Below are 22271 nucleotides of genomic sequence, written 5' to 3' on the forward strand. Positions count from 1 at the left end.
CATGGCGGAAACGGGCCGGAAATACCGGCGTCCTACCGTGGCGGTCAATCGGACCGATCCCGGAGGTGGCGCAGTGCTGGTGCGGGACATTCTCGACGCGCCGCAGTTGCGCATGCAGCTGCTGCACGGGGACGACGCCGAATTGGCGCGACCCGTGGCCCGGGTGTGCGCGACCGATATGCCTGATCCTCGACCGTTCGTGACGCCGGGCGCGCTGGTCTGCACCGGCTTGATCTGGCGGCAGCAGGCGCAGGATTCGGATCGATATGTGGGACTTCTCGCCGCGGCGGGAGTGGCGGGCATAGTCGCGGGCCAGGCATTGCACGGGCATGTGCCCGAGGATGTGGTGGCGGCGTGCGCGCGCCACGGATTGCCACTGCTGTCCGCACCGCAGAGCGTGCCGTTCAGCCGGATCATCGAATACCTGGCCGAGCAGGCCGCCGAATTACGCTGGCGGCGTGTGCAATCCAGGGTCGATCGGCAGCGCAGACTGCTGGCGGCCGTCGCGGGCGGGAGCAGTGTCGGTGATCTGATCGCCGATATTGCCGTGGAGCAGGAGATTTCGGCATGGCTGGTGACCGCGACCGGCCACGTCATCGCCGGAACCGCACCGCTCACCGAGGCCGACCGCGACCGGATCGTCGCGACCGCGCTCACCGCGCCCCGGCTGCCCGCCGTCACGGGAGGCGCCATGCGGGTACTCCAGGTCGGCGGCGGTGATCGAATCACCGCCTGGTACCTGGTGGTTCGACCGGCTGCCGCGGAGCCGGAAACATTTGCCGCCGATCTGGCCGCCGTCATCGAGTTCTACCGGCAGCGCAGCACCGACCGCCTGCACCTGGATTGGGAACTCGTCGACCGGTTCCCGGCCCCGATGGTGGAGCTGCCCGGCGGATCGGCCGTGGCGGTCGTCTGCGATATCCATCCGCCCGAGACCCTGTCCTCCGTCGGACTCCCGGAAGTGCGTGTGGCACTGCATGATGTGCTGTCCGGCGTCACCACCTCGGTAGACCGGGAGGGCCGGCTCGTCGCGGTGGTGCCGGGCACCCAGGACGACATCGCTGCCACGCTGCGCCACCGAATGGGACGACTCGCGCCCGCGCTCAATGGCATTCGACTCTCCTTCGGTGTCAGCGCCCAGCAGCGCGACGAATCCCTCTCGGGCGCGATCGCGGCCGCCGCGGCCGCCGCCACCGCAGCCGCTGACGACGACACCGCGGTATCCGTCCGCATTGCCGATATCGACACGGCCGTAGGCCTTTTCACTGCGGTCCCCGGCGGCCTGCAGCGCCGCTTCGCCGAACGCGTGCTCGGCCCCGTCGTCGACTACGACCGCAAGACCGGCGCGGGACTACTGGAAACCCTGGAGGTATATCTCGGATGCGAGGGCTCCTGGCGCCAGGCCGCCGACCGAATGCACCTGCACCTCAACACAGTTCGCTACCGCATAGGCCGCGTAGAGGAACTCACCGGCCGCGACCTCGGCCGCATAGACGACCGCCTCGACCTCTACCTGGCCGTCCGCACCCTAACCAGCCACACCGCAGCCTGACCGACTCCCTACCCCGTCTCAGCGCCTGCCCACCCCGTCATTCCGGCGTGCTTTTGGCCGGAATCCACTGCGCTGAGGGAGATCCCGGCCAACAGCACGCCGGGATGACGAGTGGTGTCAGTGCCAAGAAGACAGGTGGTGCCCGTGCCGGACTGGCAGATGCCGGTGCCGGGATGACAGGTGGGGCCAGTGCCGGATTGGCAGGTGCCAAAGCCGGGATGGCGGGTGGTGTCGGTGCCAAGAAGGCAGGTGGTGCCCGTGCCGGACTGGCAGATGCCGGTGCCGGGATGACAGGTGGTGCCAGTGCCGGATTGGCAGGTGCCAAAGCCGGCAGGGCGGGTGGTGTCGGTGCCGGGAGGCGATTGGAATTTCGGTCGCCGGGCCCGGCTGGGTCAGACCGCGCCGGTGTAGGGGTCCCAGGCGGTTCCGGCGGCGGGGGCGTCTTCGCGCAGGACTGCGGCATGGATCAGGCCGTACGGGCGGTCGTCGGCGTAGAAGACCTCGCCGTTGTTCTCGACGCCGAAGCGCGAGAGGTCGAAGTACCAGTGGTGCTTATTGGGGGCCGACATGCGGATCTCGGCGAGGCACGGGTAGGCCTGCAGTGCCGCCTGTCCCATCTCGAACAGCGTCTGCTGCAACGCCTTCGAATGCTGGGTGGCGAATGTGGCGACCATGACGGCGCGAATGCCCGCGTAGGTGGCGTCCCAGTCCTCCGGTGCGGTGGCGAAGCGCCAGCGGGCGGTGAGGCTGGTGGCGAGAATGCGGTCGTAGGCGGGCTCGAGCACGGTGAATTCGTCGGTGAGGAAGTCCGCGAACTCCGAACCGGTGGACTTCAGAATGACCAGATCCTTGACGCCGCCGATCACCCACTCCTGCTGGGCCGCCCCGGTGCCGCTGACGGTGATCGCGGCAATGCGCACCTCCGGCCCGACCCGGGTCCAGGTGTGATCATGTCCGGTCCCGTCGACCGGAACCCTTTGCCACGCATACTCTTCGATCTCGATGCGCGCCGAATCCACCGTCTCGATGTCGTCGACGAAATGCCGGGCCAGCGCCTGCCCGTAGGTTTCGATGCTCCCGTCGCCGTGCGATTTGGCGTACGTGAAGATGGTCTGCTTCTGCGAATCGGTCGGCAGCACCCCGCCCTGATCGCCGACGGTATGCGCCTCGTCGAAAGCCCCACGCAGGCAGGACGATACGTTCAGATCGCGAATCTCGTGCCGCGCGGTGTCGCGGTAGATGCGCACCACCCGGTTCTCGGCCTTGCCGTACTGGTGCGGGCCGAGCACGATCTTGCCGGTCAATTCGGTCATGGTCGCCTCCCGTGGTCGATGAACACCTTGCCCCACTGTGGCGCACCCGAGCCGCCGCACACGCTGGTTCGGCGGACAAAACATCGCCCGCGACACGCCCCGCGGTTGGCGAATCAGACAAACCCCCGGGCGGCTGCGGCTGCCTAGCCTGACCATCAACCGATGCGCCGCAAGGAGCTGCCATGACAACGCCTCATTCCGTCGACACCCGATTGCCCTGGCATCGGCTGTTGGCGTTCGGCATTCAGCATGTGCTGATCATGTACACGGGATGTGTGACCGTGCCGCTGGTCTTCGGTGCGGCCGCGGGTCTCGACAAGTCCACCGTCGGCCTGTTGATCAGCGCCGATCTGCTGGTGGCGGGCATTATCACGCTGGTGCAGAGCCTCGGGCTGGGCCGGTTCGCGGGTGCCCGGCTGCCGATCATCACCGGCGCGACCTTTGTGGCCATGAGTCCGATGATCTTGATCGCCAAGCAGTACGGGCTGCCCGCCGTCTACGGCTCCATGCTCATCGGCGGTCTGGTCGGTATCGCCCTGGCCTGGCCGTTCGCCATGGTGGTTCGCTTCTTCCCGCCGCTGGTCACCGGCACCGTCCTGACCGTCGTCGGTGTTTCGCTCATCGGTGTGGCGGGCGGGCTCATCGTGGGCAGCGATCCCAAATCACCGTCGTTCGGTGCGATCTCGAATATCGTGCTGGCCACCGTGGTCCTGCTCATCGCGCTGGCCGGTACGGTCCTCGGGCGCGGCGTGTGGTCGCAGCTCGGCATTCTCATCGCACTCGTCGCGGGTGTGCTGATCGCCATCCCGATGGGGCTGATCAAGCTCGACGGTGTGTCGAACGCTGCTTGGCTCGGTGCACCGCACGTATTCCACTTCGGCGCACCGCAGTTCCCGATCACCGCGGTGGTGGCCATGAGCATTGTGATGGTCGTGGTCTTCGCCGAATCCACCGCCAGCATGCTTGCCATCGGCGAGATCACCGGAAAGCCTTTGGCGCGAGCCGATCTGGCGCGCGGTCTCATCGGTGACGGTCTGTCGGCCGTACTGGCCGGCGTCTTCAGCTCGTTCGTCGACACCGTGTTCAATCAGAATGTCGGCGCGGTCGCCAGCACCCGGGTGCACAGCCGCTATGTGACGGCCGTCAGCGGTGCGCTGCTGGTGATGCTCGGCCTGGTGCCGCGCTTCGGCGCGATCGTGGCCGCGGTGCCGCAGCCCGTGGTCGGCGGCGTCGGCCTGGTGCTGTTCGCCACCATCGCGGTGATCGGCGTGGACACCCTGCGCCGGGCCGATCTCACCGATCGCGTGAATCTGTCGATTGTCGCGGTCGCCATCGGCGTAGGTCTGGTACCGGTCCTCACCAAGGGCATGTTCGACAAATTCCCCACCTCGGCGCAAATCCTGCTCAACAGCGGAATCGCCCTGGCCGCCGCCACCGCATTCCTGCTCAATCTGCTCTTCAACCACACCAAGCTGGGCGAAATCGCCCGCGGCGCAATCGAACCCGTCCCGGCCGTCCCGGAACCGCAGGACCCGATCGCCGCCTGAAACCCCGCCTCCTCATCGGGGACCGAGGCCGCAGCCTCCGCCGACGCAACCAGCTGGGCGTCGAAGAAGTCTGCGGCCTCGGCTACATCTCCACCAGAACAGTTTCGCCGAGAGGGCTCTCATGGTGGCGACACGCCGACATCCGCCACCGTCAGAGCCCTCTCGATGGGTCTAGCCGCAGGCGTTGACCCATTCGGAGAGGCCGTCGGCGAATTGCTGGCGCTTCCAGATGGGGACCTCGTGTTTGATGCGATCCACCAGGGTCGCGCAGGTGGTGAAGGCTTCCGCGCGATGGGGGGCCGCGACGGCGACCGCGATGGCGAGATCGCCGATGGCGAGCGGGCCGATCCGGTGCACCGCGGCGACCGGGAGGCCGGAGGATTCGGCCACCTCGGCGCATACCCGCCGCAGGAACTTCTCGGCCTCCGGATGCGCCGAATACTCCAGCGTCGAAACCGCTTGGCCGCCATCGTGATTGCGCACCATACCGGTGAAGACCACGACCGCGCCGTGCTCCGGCCCGAGTACCGCCTTCTCGACCTCGGCCGGGTCGAGCGGCTGATCGCTGATCCAGGCGCGCAGTTCGCCGCTGTCACTCATGGCTGCCTCCTCCGGCCACCTGGGCCAGCAGATGTTCGAGAAGTGGTTCCAGCACCGCGATTCCGTCCTTCACCCCACCCGGCGAGCCCGGCAGATTGACGATCACCGTGCGCCGGGACAGTCCGGCAACACCCCGGCTCAGTGCCGCGAGTGGGAATTTCGCGGTGCCACGCTGCCGGATCGCCTCGGCAATGCCGGGCAATTCCCGATCCAGCACGGCGAGAGTCGCCTCCGGCGTCGCATCGGTGGGCGACGCCCCGGTGCCGCCGGTGCTGATCACCAGCGCGGGCTCGCCCGCCAGTGCTTCCGACAACCCGTCCGCGATATCGGCATCGGCGGAAATCAGCGGCCCCCGCACCGAGAACCCCTGTTCCTCGAGCCATTTCACGAGCACCGGCCCGGTGGTGTCCACCCGCGTACCCGCCGCCGCACCGCTCGATGCGACAACCACGGCCGCCGTCCGCCCCGCACCCGCAGCACCCGCCGAAACGACCGTCGAGTTGGCAGTCCCGCCCGCAGCCTCTGTCACCCCGGTCACCGTGTTCACCGGATCGGTCGCAGAGTTTGCGGTGGTGCTGGAACTCCCCGACTGGGTGGTGTCGGCGTGATGGTCGTGCCCGGCCTGATCTGCGGACTGTGAAACCTCGTCCGTCCGGACCCAATGTCCGTGCTTGCCACCATCTTTGGTGAGCACCCGTACCCCGTGCAGGGAGGCCGACGGATCGACCGCCTTGATCATGTCGTGCAGGGTGAGCCCGGCGACCGCGACCGCGGTGAGCGCCTCCATCTCGACCCCGGTGGGCCCCTTGGTCTTCGCGACGGCCTCGATGGTGATCGTGGAATCGGTGAACCCGAAGCTCACATTCACCGAGGAGAGCGCCAGCTGATGGCACAGCGGAATCAGCTCGGACGTCTTCTTCGCGCCATTGATGCCGGCCAGTCGCGCGGTGGTCAGCACATCGGCCTTGGGCATCCCGTCGGCGCGCACCAGCCGCACCACCTCCGCGGTGGTGTGCAGCTCACCGGCCGCAACCGCGACCCGTGCCGTGTCCGCCTTCGCACTCACATCGACCATGCGAGCGCGACCTTCCCGGTCGACGTGGGACAACTCACTCATAACTCCAGCCTGGCACAGCCGTCCCCGCGAGGTCGCGCGGGGGATCCCGGGGCAGGATCACCGAGTGCGCGGGCCGCCCGCACCTCCGCCGGTCGTCATGGCGACGGCGGTCGTATGGCCGGCGGCCGGATAGAGCGCTACCACGTGCAGGGGGGATCGGTGCAGGTCGCATCCCCAGCTGCGCAGGAATGACCGCTTCCGCGCGGGCCGAGGCGCGGTGTGGAGGATGCCGACGCCGACGTGATGTCGCCTCGGCCGGGTGCGTGGGTGGTGCTAGAGCGGCCAGGTGCGGACGAGGGAGCCGGGGGGCAGGTCGGTGGTGGCGGCCGGGATGTCGATCAGGACGTTGGCGTGGGCCATGGCGGCGATGAGGTGGGAGCCCTGGCCGGAGGTGAGTTCTACGCCGTGGTCGGTGGTGCGGCCGCGTAGGAACTGGCGTTTTCCGGCGGGGGAGTGGACCGGATCACGCAGGGGCAGTTCGGAACTGGTGATTTCGGGGAGTCCGGTCAGGGCGCGCAGGATCGGGCGGGCGAAGACCTCGAAGGACACCATGGTGCTCACCGGATTGCCGGGGAAGCTCAGCACCGGAATCCCGCCGATCACGCTCAGGCCCTGCGGACCGCCGGGTTGCATGGCGACATGGCCGAACTCGCCGCCGAGCGGGGTGAGCACATCCTTGACCACCTCGAAGTCGCCCATGGACACGCCACCGGAGGTGAACACCACGTCGGCGGCGGTGACGGCCTCGTCGAGGCGGCGCCGGAACTCCTCCGGATCGTCGGTGGAGTGCGTCAGCGAGACGACCTCGGCGCCATTGTCTTCCAGCGCCGCCGCCAGCGCGATGCCATTGGAGTTGTAGATCTGGCCCGGCAGCAGGCGCAGTCCGGCCTGCACCAGTTCGTCGCCGGTGGTGATCACGGCCGCCCGCACCTTCCGGCGCACGGGGAGTTCGGCCAGGCCGACGGCCGCCAATGCCGCGATGTGCCGGGGCCGCAGGACGGTTCCGGCCGCGGCCAGCAGTTGCCCGGCCCGGACGTCGGTCCCGGGTTCGCGCACGAAATCCCCTGTGGCGCGGCCTCGTTCGATGGTGACCGTTTTCCCGTCGGACTGCGTGTGCTCGACCGGCACCACACAGTCGGCGCCCTGCGGGATCGGCGCTCCCGTCATCACTTTCATGGCCGCGCCCGCGGGAAGCACCGGCGCACCGGTGTTTCCGGCCGCCACCACACCGGCCAGCGGCAGTGTGGCCGGCACGATCGCCACCGAATCCGCCAGCACCGCGTACCCGTCCATGGACGAATTGCGGAACATCGGCAGATCCAGGGGGGAGTACACATCCTGGGTCAGCCGCCGTCCGAGCGCATGCGCCATCGGAACCGGTTCCGTCTCGCGTCCGGCGAGCGGTCGCAGCAAATCCTCGATGCGCTGCCGGTGGTCTTCGACGGAGCGGGCCGGGGCCAGAGTGTGCCGGGAACTCATGCCGGTGAGCCTATACGCGCACGCCGCGGGCGAAACCTTGCCGCCGGACCGGGCAGGGGGTTGCGCGGGCAGACATAATGGTCGAATGACCGTGGTCGCTATGGGGATGCCCGCCGTACGCAGCGGGCGACCCTCGATGGACGGCCGCCCCGACACTCCATACCTGGTGGATCGTTTCGGCCGCACCGCACGCGACCTGCGAGTTTCCATTACCGAGAAGTGCTCGCTGCGGTGTACCTACTGCATGCCGGAAGAGGGTTTACCACCCATTCCGGCCGATGAGCTGCTCACGACCGCCGAGATCGTCCGCCTCGTGGTGCTCGCCGTGCGTGAGATGGGTATTCACGAGGTCCGCTTCACCGGCGGGGAACCGCTCATGCGCCATGACCTGGAGCAGATCATCGCGGGCTGCCGTGCCGAACTGCCGGAGACGCCCATGGCCATGACCACCAATGGCATCGGCCTCGAGCATCGCGCCCGCAAACTTGTCGCGGCCGGGTTGAACCGCATCAATGTCTCCCTCGACACCGTCGACCGCGAGGGCTTCGCCCGCCTCACCCGGCGGGATCGCCTTCCGTCGGTATTCGCTGGTATCCGCGCCGCCCGGCAAGCGGGTCTGACCCCGATCAAGGTCAATGCCGTGCTCATGCGGGAGAACCTCGCCGGTGCCGCCGACCTGCTGCAGTGGTGTATCCAGGAGGGCTGCGAACTCCGCTTCATCGAGGAGATGCCGCTCGATGCCGATCACGAGTGGGCGCGCGCGAACATGATCACCGCGGCCGAACTGCTCGAGGTGCTGGGCACTCGCTTCACACTGACCGAGGCCGGCCGTGAGGACCCCTCCGCACCCGCCGAACGCTGGCAGGTCGACGGCGGCCCGGCAACCGTCGGCATCATCGCCTCGGTGACCCGCAGCTTCTGCGGCGACTGCGACCGCACCCGCCTCACCGCGGACGGCCGAATTCGCTCCTGCCTGTTCAGTGATCAGGAGTACGACGTGCGCGCGGCCCTGCGCTCCGAAGCGACCGACGGTGATATCGCTACGCTGTGGCGCGGTGCCATGTGGAACAAGTGGGCCGGCCATGGCATTGCCGAGGCCGGTTTCGTCCCGCCCGAGCGAACGATGGGAGCCATCGGTGGTTGAGGTCCGTTATTTCGCCGCCATTGCCGACGCGGTCGGCAAACCCGGCGAACTCCTGGATCTCCCCACCGGATCCACCATCGCCGATCTGCGCGCCACCATCACCGCGGCCTACGGCCCGAAGCTCGCACCGATGCTCGCCGTCTGCGCCTACCTGATCGGCGACGAACTCACCCGCGACACCACCACCCCCCTGACCCCCCGCGTCGACGTCCTCCCCCCGTTCGCGGGCGGCTGACCCCTTCTCGGTCACCTGACCAGCAATTATGTAGGTAACGCGCCACGCCCCACCCCGATATCCGGACTGTCCAGTCCGACGATTCGGGAGGTTTCGCTTTGGCGCGACTGTTGCCCGCTCTACTCCTCGGCGCATTCATCATCGCCGCCGTCGCTCTAGCCAATGACGTTTCACTGACAACTCTCCACTGCGGAACGATCGCATTACCGCGTGGTCGCCTCGTGTACTGAATCTCCTTGCCGGACCTGGTTATACAAATGCGCCCGCTGCCTGTGGAAGGCAGCGGGCGCATGGTGTGGAGCGTGGCTTACTTCCACCAGGTGTCGTGCGGGGTGACCGGGACTGCGCGCTTGTGGCGGGTGTTCTGGAAGATCGATTCGACGCGGTCGGCGACTTCCTGGTCGACGTCCTTGCCTTCGAGGTAGTCGTCGATCTGGGAGTACTTGAGGCCCAGGGCTTCCTCGTCGGGGAGGGCGGGGCGGTCGTCCTCGAGGTCGGCGGTGGGGACCTTCTGCCAGACGCTCGGCGGGGCGCCGAGTTCCTGCAGCAGGGCGGCGCCCTGGCGCTTGGTGAGGCCGGTGAGCGGGGTGATATCGACTGCGCCGTCACCGAATTTGGTGAAGAAGCCGGTGACCGCCTCGGCGGCATGGTCGGTGCCGACAACGAGCAGATTCAGCTGACCGGCGATGGCGTACTGCAGCACCATGCGCTCGCGGGCCTTGATATTGCCGCGCACGAAATCACGCAGTCGTGTTGCCCCGCCGAGCAATTCGTCGATGCCGTAGGCGGATTCCTCGGCGGCGGCGTCGGCGCTCGGCTTGACGTTCACCGTGATGGAGCGGTCGGGCTTGATGAAGCGCAGCGCGATCTGCGCGTCCTTCTCATCGGCCTGCTTGCCGTAGGGCAGCCGCACCGCGACGAAGGTCGTTTCACGGCCTTCCGCGCGCAGTTCCTCGGAGGCGATCTGGCACAGCCGCCCGGCCAGTGTGGAGTCCTGGCCGCCGCTGATGCCGAGCACAAAACCTGTCGCCGGTGTCGATCGTAGATAGTCCTTGAGGAAGTCGATGCGCCGCCGCACTTCGGTTTTCGGTTCGATGGCCGGCAGTACGCCTAATTCGGCGATGATCGCTTCGCGCAGGTTGCCCATGGGGGGACACTCTACTGCGCGGTCTCCGGGACGACACGGCGGACGAGGGCCTCCCAATTGTCGCCGACCTGCTGCAGAGTGAAGCCCAGTACTCGAATCTGATGCAGCACCAGTGCGGCGTCGAGCGGAGCCAGCAGCGCGTCCGCGAGCAGCGAGATCTCACCGGGCGCCGCGGCCTGCCGCAACAGTATGGAGACGTGCGTTTTTGTCAGCTGATACGGCGCATTGCCGAAGCGTTCGGGCCGGTCGGTGGCCGCGCGCAGTACATCGCCCTCGATCTCGGTGAAGGACAGCCGCGCCCGTCCGTAGGCGAGCAGCCGATCCAGCGGCGGCGCTCCGGGGCCCAGTGGCGGCGGCCCGAACATGTAGGCGCCCTGCAGGTTTCGATCCGATTCGTCGAGCAGCGCGTACATCAGCCCGGCCCGATTGCCGAAGCGCCGGAATACCGTGCCCTTGCCGACACCGGCGTGTTTGGCGACCGCGTCCATGGTGACCGCATCCGCGCCGAACTCCCGGACGAGTTCAGCGGCCGCGTCCAGCAGCAGCTTTCGATTGCGTGCGGCATCGGCGCGCTCGACGGGTCCGCCATCGGCGAGTGTCACGGGCGGTCCGACGCCCAGGCCCGGTCCGCTGATACTGATGCCCGTCGCCCCGGGTGGGATGCCCGTTGTCACTGTGCCGACCCCTTTGTCGCGTTGGTAAATGGACCGTGGTCCGTTTAATGCTACCGCATCGCATTCTCCCGGAAAGGTATGACGCAGGTCACGTCTTGTGTGCTGCACCCCCGGGAATGCAAACGGACCGCAGTCCGGTTAACCTGTGATGAATCAGCCGCCACCGGCAGCCCCACCCAAGTACGCAGGAGTGATCACCATGTCGCAGACTCGCCTTCTCGCCCTCGTCGGCAGCCTCCGCGCCGCCTCGATCAACCGCCGCCTCGCCGAGGCCGCCGCCCAGACCGCCCCCGAGGGCGTCGAGATCACCCTCTACGAGGGTCTCGGCGATATTCCTTTCTACAACGAGGATCTCGATGTGGAGGGCCAGGTCCCGGCCGCCGCGGTCGCGCTGCGCGCCGCCGTCACCGCCGCCGACGGTCTGCTGCTGCTGACCCCCGAATACAACGGCACGCTGCCCGCCGTCCTCAAGAACGCCATCGACTGGGCCTCCCGCCCCTACGGCGCCGGCTCGCTGAAGGGTAAGCCGACCGCCGTGGTCAGCGCGTCCATCAGTTCGAATGCCGCCAAGTGGTCGCACGGCGACGCGGTCAAGGCGCTGGGTGTCGCGGGCGCGACCGTGGTCGAAGAGGCCTCGCTGCACTTCGGCACCATCGGCCAGCGTTTCGTCGAGACCCATCCGTCCGACGACGCCGAGGCGCTGACCCAGTTGGCCGCCTCCGTGCGCCTGCTGGTCGAGTCGGTGAAAGCGAAGTCGAACGCCTGACGGTAAATATTCGGCAATCATGTCGATCAGTCGCTGAATACAGCGCGATGCCACGGCTTTTCAGTCGTGGCATGCCGCTATTTCGGGCACTTCTGAGCTAACTTCAGCTGATGAAGCTACCGAGTGGCAATACTGCCTGGAGTCGGTGTTGCTTGGCTGCCGTGCTCGCTGTCTCGGCCGTCACGGTGGCGGTCACCGCGGCCGATGCCGGTGCGCAATCGAATGTGCGCCTCTATCTGGGCAATTGGGCCGGATACGTGGTGAAGGGCGATTTCCGCGAGGTCGGCGCGACCTGGACGCAGCCGGAGATCGACTGTCTCAACCCGGGCACACTGCAGCGCGTGGTGCCGTGGGTCGGCCTGAACGGCGCGACCGGACTCGACGGTCATGTGGCGCTGCCGCTCATGCAGACCGGTGTCGAATCGCTCTGTGCCAGTGACGCGGCCTTCTATGCCGCGCTGCCCGGTCTGCAATTGGAGGACGCGGCCGCGGGCCTGTCCTATGCCGACCCCCACCTGTCGAACCTGGTGATGCGGGCCGGCGATCAGGTGTCGAACGCGCTCAGTGGCGTGATGGACGGTGTCTGCGCCCTGCCGCTGCTCGGCGGATTGTGTACTCCCGAAAGGGATGTGGACGCCTGGTGGGAGGGGTACCCCGCGCCGCCGGTCAGCTATGACGATGTCACGACACAACCGGGCGATGTCATGCACTCCACGGTCGGCTGGGACGGGCACAACTACATCATGACGCTGGAGAACCGCACCAAGAATTGGGTGCGCAGCACGGTGCAGCCCTCGGACACGCCCCCGCGCACGGCCGAGATCGTGGTGGAGGGTCACCTCGACGCGGCTCTGCCGGGTTTCGCGCCGATCACCTTCGCCGACGTCGAGATCGACGGCAAACCGCTGTCGGCCTACGACGCGCAGACCTACGGCATTGCCGCCACCAACCGGTTGCTCGCTCCCGGTCCGGTGAACGGCGCCGGCTTCACCATCGGCTGATGGCCGGAACGCGTGCACTCTTTCGCGACACGCCGGGGCGGGTCCGATCTTCCGGATTTTTCGGGCGCGGGATCGGTCCTGCGGTCGCTCCCGGAGCCGCCGGCGCTCGAGTCGCGTGTGGCTCGCGTGAAGGCTGTTGATCAGGGTGAATGGTGTGTTTGCTGAGAATGTGCTGGAGGCAGAAAATGTGATCTGCGCCTCACTTGTGCCAGCTTGCGAATCGAGCGTCCTGGCACTTCGTTCATATGAATTTCACCTTTGTGAGTCGCAACATGTCGTGTCGGAAGATTCTGTCGGCCACTAGGTGTAGTGTCTTGGGAGCTGGAAGGGCATGCGGCGGGACCCTAGAGGGGAGCTGCACGACCTGGGATTTCGGTTCCGCTTCCAGGGGTTTGCGCACTTACAACATGGTTCTTGTTTCAGCCGTGCACAGCATCGGATCTAAGGCAAGGAGAAGGGGATACCAATGACCATCACCGTTTACACCAAGCCCGCTTGTGTCCAGTGCAACGCCACCTACCGCGCGCTCGACAAGGCCGGTGTCCCCTACGACATCATCGACATTTCCGAGAACCCCGAGGCGCGCGACTACGTGATGGCCCTGGGCTACCTGCAGGCCCCCGTCGTCGTCGCCGGTGACAATCACTGGTCGGGCTTTCGCCCGGATCGCATCAAGGCGCTCGCCGACGCTGTCGCCGTCGCCTAGCGGGCCCGGGACCGCCGATCAGGGTCGGCGGGCTCCGCGGGTTCCTTCGGACGAGAGGAGGGGAGATGGCCGAGTTGTCCACGCAGACAGCGAATCTGGTCTACTTCTCCAGCGCATCGGAGAACACGCACCGCTTCGTGGAACGGCTGGGGGTGCCCGCCGTTCGCATACCGCTACATACCGCCGACTCTCTGCGTGTCGACGAACCCTATGTGCTGATCGTTCCGACGTATGGCGGCGGTCGGCACGTACTGGGTGGTGCGCGATCCGATAAGGAATTCGTCCCCCGTCAGGTGGCCAAGTTTCTCAACGATCCGCACAACCGCGCGCTCCTGCGCGGCGTCATCGCGGCCGGCAATACGAACTTCGGCGATACGTACTGCTTTGCGGGCGAAGTGATTTCGCGTAAATGCGCAGTGGAGTACCTGTACCGCTTCGAACTCATGGGAACTGCTGAGGACGTCGAGCGCGTCCGAGAGGGATTGGGATTGTTTTGGCAACGACAACCGCACCGGTCGGAAAGACTGCCCGCGTAGAACGCACCGTGAGTGGCGAGTCCACCGCGGGCATGGACTACCACGCGCTCAACGCGATGCTGAACCTGTACGGCCCGAACGGGGAGATCCAGTTCGAGAAGGATCGCGAGGCCGCGAACCAGTACTTCCTGCAGCACGTCAATCAGAACACTGTCTTCTTCCACAACCTGGACGAGAAGCTCGACTACCTCGTCAAGGAGAACTATTACGAGACAGAGGTTTTGGACCAGTACAGCCGCGACTACATCAAGCGGCTGTTCCAGCAGGCGTACGCCAAGAAGTTCCGCTTCCCGACCTTCCTGGGCGCGTTCAAGTACTACACCTCGTACACGCTGAAGACCTTCGACGGTAAGCGCTATCTGGAGCGTTTCGAAGACCGCGTGTGCATGGTGGCGCTGACGCTGGCCGCCGGTGACGAGGTGCTCGCCGGTGAACTGGTCGAGGAGATCATGTCCGGCCGTTTCCAGCCGGCCACCCCGACCTTCCTCAATTCGGGCAAGAAGCAGCGCGGCGAGCCGGTGTCCTGCTTCCTGCTGCGCATCGAGGACAATATGGAGTCCATCGGGCGCTCCATCAACTCCGCGCTGCAGCTGTCCAAGCGCGGCGGCGGTGTTGCCTTGCTGCTGAGCAATATTCGTGAGACCGGCGCCCCGATCAAGAAGATCGAGAACCAGTCCTCGGGTGTCATCCCGATCATGAAGCTGCTCGAGGATTCCTTCTCCTACGCCAACCAGCTCGGTGCGCGTCAGGGTGCGGGCGCGGTCTACCTGCAGGCCCACCACCCGGACATCTACCGCTTCCTGGACACCAAGCGCGAGAACGCGGACGAGAAGATCCGCATCAAGACGCTCTCGCTGGGTGTGGTCATCCCGGACATCACGTTCGAGCTGGCGAAGAAGAACGAGGACATGTACCTGTTCTCGCCGTACGACGTGGAGCGCATCTACGGCGTGCCGTTCGCCGATATCAATATCACCGAGAAGTACTACGAGATGGTCGACGACAAGCGGATCCGCAAGTCGAAGATCAAAGCGCGCGAGTTCTTCCAGACCATTGCCGAGCTGCAGTTCGAGTCGGGCTACCCGTACATCATGTACGAGGACACCGTGAACCGGGCGAACCCGATCAAGGGCAAGATCACCCACTCGAACCTGTGCTCGGAGATCCTGCAGGTATCGACGCCGTCGCTGTACAACGACGACCTCACCTATTCCAAGGTGGGCAAGGACATTTCGTGCAACCTGGGTTCGCTGAACATTGCGAAGACCATGGATTCGCCGGATCTGGCCAAGTCGATCGAGACCGCGATCCGCGCGCTGACCGCCGTGTCGGACCAGACGCACATCTTCTCGGTGCCCTCGATCGAGCAGGGCAACAACGAGTCGCACGCCATCGGCCTCGGGCAGATGAACCTGCACGGTTATCTGGCGCGTGAGCACGTGCACTACGGGTCCGAAGAGGGCGTCGACTTCACGAACATCTACTTCTATACCGTTGCCTACCACGCGGTCCGGGCGTCGAACCTGATCGCCAAGGAGCGCGGGCAGTACTTCGGCGGATTCCCCGAGTCCAAGTACGCCAGCGGCGAGTACTTCGACAAGTACACCGAGCAGGCCTGGGAGCCCGCCACCGACCGGGTCCGCGAGATCTTCGCCGACGCCGGCGTGCACGTCCCCACCCAGGACGATTGGCGCGAGCTCAAGGCGTCGGTCATGGAGTACGGCATCTACAACCAGAACCTGCAGGCCGTCCCGCCGACCGGTTCCATCTCCTACATCAACCACTCGACCAGTTCGATCCACCCGGTCGCCTCGAAGATCGAGATCCGCAAGGAAGGCAAGATCGGCCGCGTCTACTACCCGGCCCCCTACCTGACCAACGAGAATCTCGAATACTTCCAGGACGCCTACGAAATCGGCTTCGAGAAGGTCATCGACACCTACGCCGCCGCCACCCAGCACGTAGACCAGGGCCTGTCCCTCACCCTGTTCTTCAAGGACAGCGCCACCACCCGCGACGTCAACCGCGCCCAGATCTACGCCTGGCGCAAGGGCATCAAAACCCTCTACTACATCCGCATCCGCCAGATGGCCCTGGAGGGAACCGAAGTCGAGGGCTGCGTGAGCTGCATGCTGTAACCACAGCGATCGAAAAGGGTGCCACCGGTGAAAACCGTTGGCACCCTTCTCGCTTTTCAGAACCCTTCGTTCAGGGGCCGATGCTGGCCATCGGTAATCTCAGGGGCACGACTCGTAGGGGGTCGATGGGTTCGGTGCGGGGGTTCGAGTGGAGACATCGCAGCGGTATCGGCGGTTCGCTGAGTTGGAGGTGCGGGGGTTTTCGCCGTGTTACGAGGAGTGGAGCGGCGGAATCGCTGGTAGCCCACGGATTCTCGGGCTGATCGATCAGCTGCCGGAGCCTCGGCGGCAGCCGAATCTGGTGTTCGGGGCGGCGCGCTATGTGGGCGCGGTGGAGTCGGGTTTCGCGGAGTTCGCGGATTTCCTGATCACCCACTGGGCCGAGGTGTACGAGGTGGCGATGACGCATCGTACGCAGACCAATGAGGCCGGGCGTACCGCCACGCTGTTGCCGGTGCTGAATCTGTATCCCGCGCAGCCGGTGGCGCTGATCGAGTTCGGCGCCTCCGCCGGACTGTGTCTCTATCCGGATCGGTACAGCTACCGCTACGACGACCGGCCGATTCTCGATCCCGCGGACGGGCGTTCGGATGTTGTGCTCTCCTGCACTACTTCCGGGCGTCCGCCCATTCCGGAGGTGCTGCCGCAGGTGGCGTACCGGGCCGGGGTGGATCTCAACCCGCTCGATCTCGCCGATGCCGAGAATCTGCGCTGGCTCGAATGTCTGATCTGGCCCGAACAGCGGGATCGCCTGGTGCGCTTACGAAGTGCGGCGGCGATCGTTCGCCGCGATCCGCCGGAGCTGGTGGCGGGTGATCTGGTGGATGCGATTGCGGACCTGGTTCACGCGGTGCCGCAAGACATTCCGGTCATCGTCTTCGGTAGCGCGGTTCTGACGTATCTGCCGCCGGAGCGCCGCGCTGCCTTCCGGGAGGTCATGCGCGCCCTGCCGTGTCGTTGGATCACCAACGAAGGAACGGCAGTTCTCGATTTCGGTTCGGCCGCACTGCCAGCCGCTCCTGCCGGTATTCGGATGATCACCGCACTGGACGGCGATCCCGTGGCCTACGCGGCCCCGCACGGGCAGACCTTGGACTGGTTCGGCTCGGCGGGGTAGTCCGAATCGGGGTTGCGGGCCGTGGGGCCGGGCACCGCTGTGGCCGGTCCCGGCCCTTGCGGACCGCAATTGTGAAGTGTCCAAGAGGTGCCGCGCGTGGTTCCGGAGGCAGGGCGCCGTCGCTACGCTCGACCTGGTCACGGCATCGAACATCAGGTGCTGCGCGGTCGATACCGTGGCTGGAAACCGAATCGGGACAAGAGCTTCGGAGGTGAGGCCGGGTCCTTCCCTGCCCCCGCAACGAAGGACTGCTGCGAATTCGACACCTCCGGTGCGGCACTGCCGCATTCCCAGCCGGAGGAGTGCCCGCCGAGCGGACGCCCTCGCATCTGCTCGGCGGGTTTCCGCACGTCGCAATGGGTTTCCGGGAATTCCCGGATTTTGTGACCGGCAACAGCGCGTGAGGTCGAAAACCGTGGGTACCCCAAGACTTGTCCGGAATCGAATGTGCAGCAGCGTGATCGGGCCTACATTCGGTCCCCTCACGCCGGGACCACCGTCAGGAGCCACCGTGCCGTACGAACCGATCGATATCAGTCATAAACCCGTATGGGCGGCGGTGTGACGCGGCGGGCGGCGCTGGCCGGGACCGCGGTCGCGCTGGCCTTGGTGGCGGGACTGCCGGGGGCCACGCTGGGCAGTGGGCTGGCGCCGACTCGAATCGCCCTGCAGTCGGTGGCATTTCCCGTGGATGCGGTCGGACCGCACTGGGAGCAGGTGGATGTCCCCTCCGCGGCCATGGGCCGCACCGTCACCGTGGATGTCCTGCGCGGCGCGGGCGCCGGACCCCGCCCGACCCTCTATCTCCTGGACGGCGTCGACGCCAGCAAGGTTTCGGACTGGCTGACCAAGGGCAGCGTGGCGGACTTCTTCGCCGACAAACCCGTCGACGTGGTCCTGCCGACCGGCGGCACCGGCAGCATGTACAGCGATTGGGACAGCCCGGATCCCGCTCTCGGCTGGAATCGCTGGGAGACCTTCCTGACCGCGGAGCTGCCGGGAGTCATCGAGCCCTACCTGCACTCGAACGGTCAGCGCGCCGTCGCGGGCGTGTCGATGGGCGCGCAGGGCGCGATGATGCTCGCGCACCGGCATCCCGGCTTCTACCGGGCCGTAGCGGGTTTGAGCGGTTGCTACTCCACCATGGACGTCATCGGTGCGGCCGTCACCACCATCACCGTGGCCTCGCGCGGCGGCAATGTGACCAATATGTGGGGGCCGCCCGGTACGCCGGAATGGCGTGAGCACGACAGCACCGTGGGTGCGGAAGCCCTGCGCGGCACGGTGATCTACCTCTCGGCCGGATCCGGTATGCCCACTCCCAGTGATCTGTCCGATATCGCGGCCGCCCGGGACGTCATGGGGGCGTTGAAGGAGGCGGGTGGCGGTGTCGCCTTGGAGGCGGGGGCCCGGGCCTGTACCGAACAATTCGCACAGCACCTGAGCGACTTGGGAATTCCCGCCACCGTGCATTACGAGGATGCGGGAATTCACGATTGGGAGGACTTCGCGGCCCAGATCGGCCCGGCGTGGCAGACCCTGGAAACGGCGTTCGAGTCAGTGCCGCAGGCCGTTCCGAGGTAGCCGGCGCAGGCCCGGCCGAATGCGGCCGTCCACGGTGACGATCAGTCCCGCGCGGACGGCCGCCGCGGTGAAGTCGGAGGCCTCGGGCCAGGTGGCCGCGTACTCCATGGCGAGTTCGGCGCCGTCGTCCGGCCCGCCGAGATAGACGGTGACCCGGTGGGTGAGGGCTTCTCCGGAGCTGTCGAACACGGTTTTATTCGCAGCAGTGCTGGTCATAGCGGTGCTCCTCGTCAATGGTGCGGTGGAGATCCGCTGCCGGAGCGGCAGCTGAAGTCTCTGTAACCGACCGTAACTGGAACCTGTTGCTGCTGACCGCGATCCGCGTCCGGCTTGGAAACCTCACAACATTCAGCCCGCCTGATATGTGCGGGCGACCAGCGCGGATCGCAGATACCAGAGTCCGGCCGCCTGGGTCGGATCGAATCCGGTCAGCTGACCGATGCGCTTGAGCCGGTAGTCCACGGTATTGGTGTGCACGTGCAGGATTCGCGCGGTGCGCTGCCGGTTGAGGTTATTGCTGATGTGGGTCCGCAGCGTCTCCAGCAGTTCCGGATGCGCATCGAGCGAATCGAGCAGTGAGCCGAGGTGATCGCGGCCCGGCCCCGGACGGGTGAGCTGATACTCGAGCGCCAGTTCGTCGAAACGGAACAGCCCGCGGGTCAGGCGCAGCCGGTGCACGATATCGAGCAGTTCGTGCGCCTGATCGGCGGCATCCGGAATCTGTTGCGGCGTAGCCGAAACCATGGTCGCGGCAATCGGCACCCGCGCCGCCCGCGAGAGCCGCTCGATCAATTCGTCGAGCTGCTCATCGGGAAGTTCGTTGGCGGGCACCAGAATCGTGCCGCCGTCCACGCTCAGCAGCGACAGCACCTTCCCGGCGTACTTGGTGGCGAGTTCGGCCTGCAGCCGGCGCAGCTTCCGCCGCGCCACCACCGCGCCCTCGACGGTCGGTGAATGCTCCTCCGGATGCTCCGGAATCGATACGGCCAGTACATGATACGAGTCGGCGATCTCGATACCGCACTCGCGGACCATGGTGGAGGTGCTGTGCCCGCCCAGTAGCGCCGAGGTGAGCGTGTGCACGGCGGTGTGGTGTTCGCTGACCACCGAGCGCAGTTCGCGCACATAGGCCCGGGAGACCGCGGAGGTCATGCGGTCCAGCAGTTCCATCACCATTTTCGCGCCGCCCATGATGTTGTCCACATCCGCGGCGGCGATGACGAATTCGGCATTCCCGTCCGGCCCGCTGCGCTGCAGATGCCGCGGCATGGCGCCGGTGATCACCAGATCGGAGCCGATCTTGAAGCCCTCGTGGATGGCGTGGTGGATGGTATCGATGGGTATGCCCTCGCGCGCCCACTGGGCCGCGGCCTCCTCCAGCCGCTTGGTCTTCTCCGGCAGGTCCTGCCCATCGAGCATGCCCACCGCCAGTTCCAGGCACATGCGGGTGATGGTGGTGACATCACCGTGTATGGCATCGCCCGGCAGTGTCCCGCACGGTGCGACGGTCTCGACGAAGTGCCCGACCATATGCCGTGCCAAACCGCGCACATCCTGCAGTGGCGACGACATCGGCGTACCCGAGATAATGAGCCCGGTGCGGGCCGGATTGTCGACGGACATCGGCGACTCCTCCAACCTCCGGAGGCAGGGCCTCCGGTCACGGAACGATAACGCATACCGGGCGGCCCGTGGTGAGGTTGCTTTCGCATTGTGATCGACCGCAGCGGCAAGCCCCGACTTCCGTGACTTCTCACAAGGCCCGGTATCTGCTATTCGAGATGTCCGATGTCGTTGTACTTGAGCAGGCGCAGTCCCGAATGGTCCCGCTCCCAGCGGCTGATCGAGGCATTGGCGAGCTGATTGCTCTCGATCTTGAGGATGGTGGATTCGTCCAGGTCGTCGAGGATGTAGCGGACCATGACGATCACCAGATCGTGCGCGAAAACCAGGACATGGCCCTCCAATTCGGGCAGGAGCGTCCGCAGCCGCAGCGCCACATCGGTCCACGCCTCACCGCCCGGCGGCCGATAGTAGAAGCGGCCCATCAATTCCCGCGCGGCCGCCTCGGCCGGATACCGCCGCTGCACGCCCAGTTCGGTCAGCCCTCCGAGTAAGCCCTGCTCGCGATCCCGCAATCGCTCATCGACCTGCACCGCAGGGGCCCGCCCGGGACGCAGGGCGATCTCGGCGGTCTCCAATGCCCGCACATAGGGCGAACACAGCACCGCATCCACCGAATCCCACTGTCGTGCCAGCCACTTCCCGACCGCACCCGCCTGCGCCCGGCCCAAATCGGAGAGTGGAATGTCGGAATCGCGCAGCCCTAGACCGGATTCCTCCGCCCCCGCTGTGATCGCCCCCGCCAGCGCCGCATTCCCGACACTCTCCCCGTGCCGAACCATCGTGAGCGACTCCAACATCAGTACTCTCTCCGTTCCGCCGATATCGCACTCCATGGTGCGCCGAATCGCACCGAACCGGTGTGATTCGACATGCACACATTGGGGCCTTACCCAGCCACGGCGTTTCAGCGTCCCGATCGCCGCGAAGTGATAGAGCTCGCATTCACCGATCCGGGGGAGTGGTGGCAGATTCGTTCCGACGGCCATCGGGCCGACTGGCAGCCGAATGACAAGGGAAGGCACCGCATGCGAGCTCTGACGTTCGACCGAATCGGCACTCTGGACGCGCTGGCGCTGGGCACCGTGCCCGATCCGGAACCCGCGGCGGGGGAGGTGCTGGTGCGCATTGTCGCCGCCGGTGTGAATCCGAGCGATGTGAAGAATGTGCTGGGTCGCTTCCCGTATACGACGGTGCCGCGGGTGCCCGGCCGTGATTTCGCGGGCGTGGTCGTGGCGGGGCCGGACGAGCTGGTCGGCCGCGAAGTATGGGGCAGCGGAAAGGGATTGGGCTTCACCCGCGACGGCACGCACGCCGAAATGCTGGCCCTTCCGGCGGGCGGCGTCGCGCTCAAGCCGGAAACCCTGACCTTCGAACAGGCCGCGTCCTGCGGAACCCCGTACCTCACCGCGTTCGAAGCCATCGAGCGCGGTGGCGTCACCGCCGGCACCACACTGCTGCTCATCGGACTCGGCGCGGTCGGTAGCGCCGCGCTGGATATCGCACGAGGGCGCGGCGCGGATGTGATTGTCGGAGTGCGCCGTCCGGAACTCGCCGAGAAATTGCGCGGCGAAGGCATCGAGACGGTGCTGCTCGACGATCCGGGCCGACTCGCCGCCACCGTGCACGCGCGCCGTCCGGAAGGCGCCGAGGTCGTCTTCGAAACCACCGGTCACTGGCTTCCCGCCGTGGTGCCGGTGCTCGCCGTCGGCGGCCGAGTCTGCATCATCGCCGCGCCCGCCGACGGCCATGTCCGCGTACCGGTCCTCGATCTGTACCGCCGCGGCGCGGTCATCATCGGCGTCAATTCACTCCTGCACGACGTCGTCGCCAGCGCCGCGTCCCTGGAGAAACTGCGCGTCACCTTCGACTCCGGCGAGCTCCCCGCACCCGACCCGGCGGTGCTGCGCCCACTGGAGGAAGCGGTGCGCGTCTACCACGACCTCAACGGAGGCGCATCCGCCAAATACGTACTCGTCAACCAGAACTGAG

General features: G+C 66.4%; 21 protein-coding genes. 12 read left to right on the forward strand and 9 right to left on the reverse strand.

Annotated elements, in window-relative coordinates; translation table 11 throughout:
• Positions 1-73: 73 nt before the first annotated feature.
• A complete protein-coding gene (locus tag OG326_RS11260) occupies positions 74-1552 on the forward strand; it encodes a helix-turn-helix domain-containing protein (RefSeq protein ID WP_327144576.1) in 1479 nt (492 codons plus the stop codon).
• Positions 1553-1944: 392 nt separating this feature from the next.
• Here OG326_RS11260 and pucL read toward each other — a convergent pair whose 3' ends face one another.
• Positions 1945-2865: a factor-independent urate hydroxylase gene (gene pucL, locus OG326_RS11265; RefSeq protein WP_327144577.1), complete on the reverse strand. Its 921-nt coding sequence runs from the start codon at positions 2863-2865 to the stop codon at positions 1945-1947.
• Between the two features lie 182 nt (positions 2866-3047).
• Here pucL and OG326_RS11270 point away from each other — a divergent pair, with 182 nt between their 5' ends.
• Positions 3048-4412, forward strand: a complete 1365-nt coding sequence (locus tag OG326_RS11270; protein ID WP_327144578.1) for a uracil-xanthine permease family protein — start codon at positions 3048-3050, stop codon at positions 4410-4412.
• A 171-nt stretch (positions 4413-4583) separates the two neighbouring features.
• Here OG326_RS11270 and OG326_RS11275 read toward each other — a convergent pair whose 3' ends face one another.
• The 3 genes from OG326_RS11275 to OG326_RS11285 all read right to left on the reverse strand — a co-directional run bounded on the left by OG326_RS11275 (position 4584) and on the right by OG326_RS11285 (position 7608).
• On the reverse strand, positions 4584-5012 hold the full coding sequence (locus tag OG326_RS11275) for a molybdenum cofactor biosynthesis protein MoaE (RefSeq protein WP_327144579.1): 429 nt from the start codon (positions 5010-5012) through the stop codon (positions 4584-4586).
• Positions 5005-6129 (reverse strand): bifunctional molybdenum cofactor biosynthesis protein MoaC/MoaB, encoded by a 1125-nt coding sequence (gene moaCB / locus OG326_RS11280; protein ID WP_327144580.1) that lies wholly within the window; start codon positions 6127-6129, stop codon positions 5005-5007. The genes OG326_RS11275 and moaCB overlap by 8 nt, the downstream gene beginning before the upstream one ends.
• Before the next feature lie 273 nt (positions 6130-6402).
• The gene (locus OG326_RS11285; protein WP_327144581.1) at positions 6403-7608 is read right to left on the reverse strand and encodes a molybdopterin molybdotransferase MoeA; all 1206 of its coding nucleotides are present in this window, start codon (positions 7606-7608) and stop codon (positions 6403-6405) included.
• Between the two features lie 85 nt (positions 7609-7693).
• On the opposite strand from OG326_RS11285, the gene moaA reads away from it, so the two are divergent.
• Together moaA and OG326_RS11295 are read left to right on the forward strand one after the other, a co-directional pair.
• Positions 7694-8752 carry a GTP 3',8-cyclase MoaA gene (gene moaA / locus OG326_RS11290; protein WP_327144582.1) on the forward strand — a complete coding sequence of 353 codons (1059 nt, stop codon included), beginning with the start codon at positions 7694-7696 and terminating at the stop codon, positions 8750-8752.
• Positions 8745-8987, forward strand: a complete 243-nt coding sequence (locus OG326_RS11295) for a MoaD/ThiS family protein (protein ID WP_327144583.1) — start codon at positions 8745-8747, stop codon at positions 8985-8987. Before moaA ends, OG326_RS11295 begins: the two co-directional genes overlap by 8 nt.
• Before the next feature lie 307 nt (positions 8988-9294).
• Here OG326_RS11295 and nadE read toward each other — a convergent pair whose 3' ends face one another.
• Entirely contained in the window at positions 9295-10134 is an 840-nt protein-coding gene (gene nadE / locus OG326_RS11300) for an ammonia-dependent NAD(+) synthetase (protein ID WP_327144584.1), read from the reverse strand.
• An 11-nt stretch (positions 10135-10145) separates the two neighbouring features.
• Positions 10146-10808 carry a TetR/AcrR family transcriptional regulator gene (locus OG326_RS11305; RefSeq protein WP_442790943.1) on the reverse strand — a complete coding sequence of 221 codons (663 nt, stop codon included), beginning with the start codon at positions 10806-10808 and terminating at the stop codon, positions 10146-10148.
• Positions 10809-11007: 199 nt separating this feature from the next.
• Between OG326_RS11305 and OG326_RS11310 the strand changes: the two genes are divergently transcribed.
• The 7 genes from OG326_RS11310 to OG326_RS11340 all read left to right on the forward strand — a co-directional run bounded on the left by OG326_RS11310 (position 11008) and on the right by OG326_RS11340 (position 18656).
• Positions 11008-11574, forward strand: coding sequence for an NAD(P)H-dependent oxidoreductase (locus OG326_RS11310; protein ID WP_327144585.1), 567 nt, complete (start codon positions 11008-11010; stop codon positions 11572-11574).
• Positions 11575-11735: 161 nt separating this feature from the next.
• Positions 11736-12575 carry a G1 family glutamic endopeptidase gene (locus OG326_RS11315; RefSeq protein ID WP_327146440.1) on the forward strand — a complete coding sequence of 280 codons (840 nt, stop codon included), beginning with the start codon at positions 11736-11738 and terminating at the stop codon, positions 12573-12575.
• 466 nt (positions 12576-13041) lie between these two features.
• Positions 13042-13281 carry a redoxin NrdH gene (locus OG326_RS11320; protein WP_297627556.1) on the forward strand — a complete coding sequence of 80 codons (240 nt, stop codon included), beginning with the start codon at positions 13042-13044 and terminating at the stop codon, positions 13279-13281.
• A 65-nt stretch (positions 13282-13346) separates the two neighbouring features.
• Positions 13347-13817: a class Ib ribonucleoside-diphosphate reductase assembly flavoprotein NrdI gene (nrdI, locus tag OG326_RS11325; RefSeq protein WP_327144586.1), complete on the forward strand. Its 471-nt coding sequence runs from the start codon at positions 13347-13349 to the stop codon at positions 13815-13817.
• Positions 13818-13849: 32 nt separating this feature from the next.
• Positions 13850-15955 (forward strand): class 1b ribonucleoside-diphosphate reductase subunit alpha, encoded by a 2106-nt coding sequence (gene nrdE / locus OG326_RS11330; RefSeq protein ID WP_327146441.1) that lies wholly within the window; start codon positions 13850-13852, stop codon positions 15953-15955.
• A 148-nt stretch (positions 15956-16103) separates the two neighbouring features.
• Positions 16104-17072, forward strand: a complete 969-nt coding sequence (locus tag OG326_RS11335) for a DUF2332 domain-containing protein (protein ID WP_327144587.1) — start codon at positions 16104-16106, stop codon at positions 17070-17072.
• Positions 17073-17633: 561 nt separating this feature from the next.
• Positions 17634-18656, forward strand: a complete 1023-nt coding sequence (locus OG326_RS11340) for an alpha/beta hydrolase (protein WP_327144588.1) — start codon at positions 17634-17636, stop codon at positions 18654-18656.
• Here OG326_RS11340 and OG326_RS11345 read toward each other — a convergent pair.
• The 3 genes from OG326_RS11345 to OG326_RS11355 all read right to left on the reverse strand — a co-directional run bounded on the left by OG326_RS11345 (position 18630) and on the right by OG326_RS11355 (position 21079).
• Positions 18630-18872 (reverse strand): hypothetical protein, encoded by a 243-nt coding sequence (locus tag OG326_RS11345; protein ID WP_327144589.1) that lies wholly within the window; start codon positions 18870-18872, stop codon positions 18630-18632. The genes OG326_RS11340 and OG326_RS11345 overlap by 27 nt on opposite strands.
• A gap of 132 nt (positions 18873-19004) precedes the next feature.
• Positions 19005-20279, reverse strand: a complete 1275-nt coding sequence (locus tag OG326_RS11350; protein WP_327144590.1) for a PucR family transcriptional regulator — start codon at positions 20277-20279, stop codon at positions 19005-19007.
• Positions 20280-20428: 149 nt separating this feature from the next.
• Complete coding sequence (locus OG326_RS11355) at positions 20429-21079, reverse strand: histidine phosphatase family protein (protein WP_327144591.1); 651 nt, start codon at positions 21077-21079, stop codon at positions 20429-20431.
• Between the two features lie 228 nt (positions 21080-21307).
• On the opposite strand from OG326_RS11355, the gene OG326_RS11360 reads away from it, so the two are divergent.
• Complete coding sequence (locus tag OG326_RS11360; RefSeq protein WP_327144592.1) at positions 21308-22270, forward strand: quinone oxidoreductase family protein; 963 nt, start codon at positions 21308-21310, stop codon at positions 22268-22270.
• Position 22271: the final 1 nt, after the last annotated feature.

Origin of the sequence: Nocardia sp. NBC_01327, assembly GCF_035958815.1 — a bacterium.
Classification (GTDB): Bacteria; Actinomycetota; Actinomycetes; order Mycobacteriales; family Mycobacteriaceae; genus Nocardia.

What these genes read in the sequence shown, in the direction of transcription:
- OG326_RS11285 (WP_327144581.1), bottom strand. Translation starts at nt 7,608, where the DNA reads ATGAGTTCCCGGCACACTCTGGCCCCGGCCCGCTCCGTCGAAGACCAC.
- pucL (WP_327144577.1), bottom strand. Translation starts at nt 2,865, where the DNA reads ATGACCGAATTGACCGGCAAGATCGTGCTCGGCCCGCACCAGTACGGC.
- nrdI (WP_327144586.1), top strand. Translation starts at nt 13,347, where the DNA reads ATGGCCGAGTTGTCCACGCAGACAGCGAATCTGGTCTACTTCTCCAGC.
- moaA (WP_327144582.1), top strand. Translation starts at nt 7,694, where the DNA reads ATGACCGTGGTCGCTATGGGGATGCCCGCCGTACGCAGCGGGCGACCC.
- OG326_RS11355 (WP_327144591.1), bottom strand. Translation starts at nt 21,079, where the DNA reads ATGTTGGAGTCGCTCACGATGGTTCGGCACGGGGAGAGTGTCGGGAAT.
- OG326_RS11275 (WP_327144579.1), bottom strand. Translation starts at nt 5,012, where the DNA reads ATGAGTGACAGCGGCGAACTGCGCGCCTGGATCAGCGATCAGCCGCTC.
- nrdE (WP_327146441.1), top strand. Translation starts at nt 13,850, where the DNA reads ATGGACTACCACGCGCTCAACGCGATGCTGAACCTGTACGGCCCGAAC.
- nadE (WP_327144584.1), bottom strand. Translation starts at nt 10,134, where the DNA reads ATGGGCAACCTGCGCGAAGCGATCATCGCCGAATTAGGCGTACTGCCG.
- OG326_RS11310 (WP_327144585.1), top strand. Translation starts at nt 11,008, where the DNA reads ATGTCGCAGACTCGCCTTCTCGCCCTCGTCGGCAGCCTCCGCGCCGCC.
- OG326_RS11345 (WP_327144589.1), bottom strand. Translation starts at nt 18,872, where the DNA reads ATGACCAGCACTGCTGCGAATAAAACCGTGTTCGACAGCTCCGGAGAA.
- OG326_RS11360 (WP_327144592.1), top strand. Translation starts at nt 21,308, where the DNA reads ATGCGAGCTCTGACGTTCGACCGAATCGGCACTCTGGACGCGCTGGCG.
- OG326_RS11350 (WP_327144590.1), bottom strand. Translation starts at nt 20,279, where the DNA reads ATGTCCGTCGACAATCCGGCCCGCACCGGGCTCATTATCTCGGGTACG.
- OG326_RS11320 (WP_297627556.1), top strand. Translation starts at nt 13,042, where the DNA reads ATGACCATCACCGTTTACACCAAGCCCGCTTGTGTCCAGTGCAACGCC.
- moaCB (WP_327144580.1), bottom strand. Translation starts at nt 6,129, where the DNA reads ATGAGTGAGTTGTCCCACGTCGACCGGGAAGGTCGCGCTCGCATGGTC.
- OG326_RS11270 (WP_327144578.1), top strand. Translation starts at nt 3,048, where the DNA reads ATGACAACGCCTCATTCCGTCGACACCCGATTGCCCTGGCATCGGCTG.